The following is a 2,753-nucleotide window of genomic DNA, read 5'->3' as shown; positions in this document are numbered from 1 at the left end:
GTGCGCAGGTGCAGGCGGCCGCCTGCCAGTTCCGTGCGTTCGATCATTCCGTACAGGCCGATATTCCGTTCGGACTGCTGGCCGTTCAAGACGGCCGCCTTGTCGAAACCCTTGCCATCGTCGAGCACCAGCACGCCGATGTGCCCGCCCGGCAGGAAGCGCAGGCGCACCCGCACCAGCGTGGCGCGCGCATGGCGCACCACATTGGTCAGCGCCTCCTGCACCAGGCGCACGGCCACCGCGGCGTTCTCCTCCAGGCGCTTGGGTTCCTCGCCGCGCGTTTGCACTTCCCACGCCAGCCCCGCGGGCTCGCAGATGCGCTGCATGGCGGACTGCACCGCCGGCACCAGGCCCAGCAGGTCCAGCTGCGCCGGCCGCAGCGAGAAGGACAGCGTCTTCAACTGCTGCAGCGCGCCATTGGCGAGCTCCGCGGCCGTGTCGCCGTACTTGCGCGCCACTTCCGGGTCGTTCGCGCGCTGCGCCGCGTGCAGGTGGATCACCACTGCCGTCAGCGTCTGCCCGAGCTGGTCGTGCAGCTCGCGCGAGATGTGCGAGCGCTCCCGCTCCTGCGCCAGCACGAAGCGGGCCGAGAGCTCCTTCAGGCGCGCATAGGCCGCCTGCAGTTCGGCATCGAGTCTCTCCTTCTCCTTGACCCGCCGCCGCTCCTCCAGCACCCGGCCGATGATCTGCGGCAGCGTGCCCAGCTTGTCCTTGGTGAGGTAGTCCTTGGCGCCGCAGCGCAGCACGTGCACCGCTGCCTCCTCGCCGATGGCGCGCGTGAGCACGATCAGCGGGATGTTGCAGCGGCGCGTGACCAGGATCTGCAGGGCCGCATAGGGCGAGAAGCGGGGCAGGTTGAAATCGCACAGGATCACGTCCCACTCGCCCTGCAGCGCGGCGACGAAGCTGGCCGCGTTGTCGACGCGGTGCAGCTCGTACCGGCGCGTCGGGTCCGCCCGCTCCAGCGCGATGCCCATCAGCTCGACGTCGTCCGGGTTGTCCTCGACGCACAGCAGACGGATGGGAGGCAAGACTTGGACTGCGCGGCTGGGCATACGATGCGCAGGCAAGTGTACCGTCGGGCTGAACCCCCTCGACTTAAGGCAGTTCCCTAAGTGCGAGCTCGCGCCGTCGAGCGCGGCTGCAGCTTGCCGACCAGGAAGTCCACCACGCGCTCGAAGGGATCGAAGCCGAAGGCCTCGGCCACCGAGGGGCGCAGGTTGGAGTTGGCGTTGATGTCGTAGAAGACGCGGCGGCCGTCCGGCGTCTCGAGGTATTCGATGCCGCCCACGTCCAGCTTCGCCGCCTGCACGATGCGCTTGGCCGTGGCCACGGCCTCGCGCGGCACTTCGGGGTAGGGATAGAACTCCACCGGCGGCGCGGCCACCGGTTCGTGCGCCGGAATCTCGCACACGCCTTCGCCGTCGTCGGGGTTGCACACGGGCGAGGGGCACAGGTTGAAGCGGCCGTGGGTCTTGACGCGCATGGCGTAGAGCAGCTCGCCGCCCAGGAACTCCAGCCGCACGATGCCCTGCTCGGGATCGTGCGGCAGGTACTCCTGCAGCAGGAACAGGTTGTCCGGCAGCCAGACCTGCGGGTCGCGCCGGAAGACGTCTTCCACCTGCGCGAGCGACTCCACCACCTGGATGCGCGCGCCGCTGCCGCCCTGGTCCGGCTTCAGTACCGCGGGCCACGCGATCCGGTCTTCGAAGGCGCGCAGGGCCGAGGGGTCGTTGAAGGTGATCGAACGCGGCGTGTCGATGTCGAGCGTGCGCAGCAGGGTGGCCTGCACGCTCTTGCTCAGCTCCAGCGCGAACACGTCGGCGCCGTTCAGCACCCGGGCGCCCAACTGCTCCAGCGTGCGCATGTAGGCCAGCGCCAGCGGCACGGCGCGCGTGTTGCCGCGCACGTAGGCGCTGGGGCTGGCCTGGTTGAAGTACAGGGCGGCCGGCGGCGGATCGAAGTTGCTGAACGCGGCCTGCGTCACGTCGTAGGGCGCGAAGTTCACGCCGCGCCGCTCCAGCGCGGCGAACAGCGGCTTCTGCCACTCGGGGTGTTCGTGGATGACGACCAGGTCGGGGCGCGAGGTTTTCATGCGCCGGGATGCTAAACCTTCGCCCGGGGAATAATCGGGCGCAAAGGAATAAACCATGCTGCTGGATGCCCAGGATTCCCAACTCGTGCTGGTCGACTACCAGCAGCGCCTGATGCCGGCGATCCACGAAGGCGAACTCGTGATCGCGAACGCGGTGCGGCTTGCGCGCATCGCGCAACTGCTGCAGGTGCCGCTGTGGGCCACCGAGGAAAACCCGCAGGGCCTCGGGTCCACCGTGGAGGCGCTGCAGCCGCTCGTGGCCGGCCGGGTGGTGGAGAAGATGGCCTTCGACGGCAGTTCCGTGCTGCTGCCGCGGCTCAAGCCCGCACCGAAGCCGACGCAGGGCGGCAACGCGCGCAGCCTGCCGAAGCACCTGCAGAAGGCGGCGGCGCCGCCGCCTCCCGGCCGCGAGAGCCTGGTGCTGGCCGGCTGCGAGGCGCACGTGTGCCTGCTGCAGACGGCGCTGGGCCTGCTGGAGGAAGAACTGGATGTCTGGGTGGTCACCGACGCCTGCAGCTCGCGCAGCGAGCGCAGCCGCGACGCCGCCTTCGACCGCCTCGCCGCCGCCGGCGCCGAACTGGTCACCACCGAGATGGTGGCCTTCGAGTGGCTGCGGGATGCGGGTCATCCCCGCTTCCGGGACGTGCTGGGCATCGTC

At 69.7% G+C, this 2,753-nt stretch carries 3 protein-coding genes; 1 reads left to right on the top strand and 2 read right to left on the bottom strand.

The window, feature by feature from the left end; genetic code table 11:
• Together VFM98_RS15205 and VFM98_RS15200 are read right to left on the bottom strand one after the other, a co-directional pair.
• Positions 1-1,031 (bottom strand): hybrid sensor histidine kinase/response regulator (locus VFM98_RS15205; protein WP_325110754.1); only part of this gene is annotated, 1,031 nt, incomplete at its 3' end.
• 80 nt (positions 1,032-1,111) lie between these two features.
• Positions 1,112-2,095 (bottom strand): hypothetical protein, encoded by a 984-nt coding sequence (locus VFM98_RS15200; protein WP_325110753.1) that lies wholly within the window; start codon positions 2,093-2,095, stop codon positions 1,112-1,114.
• Between the two features lie 55 nt (positions 2,096-2,150).
• Between VFM98_RS15200 and VFM98_RS15195 the strand changes: the two genes are divergently transcribed.
• Positions 2,151-2,753 (top strand): isochorismatase family protein (locus VFM98_RS15195; protein WP_325110752.1); only part of this gene is annotated, 603 nt, incomplete at its 3' end.

Source organism: Ramlibacter sp. (genome assembly GCF_035706265.1).
GTDB lineage: Bacteria > Pseudomonadota > Gammaproteobacteria > Burkholderiales > Burkholderiaceae_C > Ramlibacter.
The sequence above is the reverse complement of the archived record's forward strand: the minus strand, read 5'-3'. Positions and strand labels throughout refer to the sequence as shown.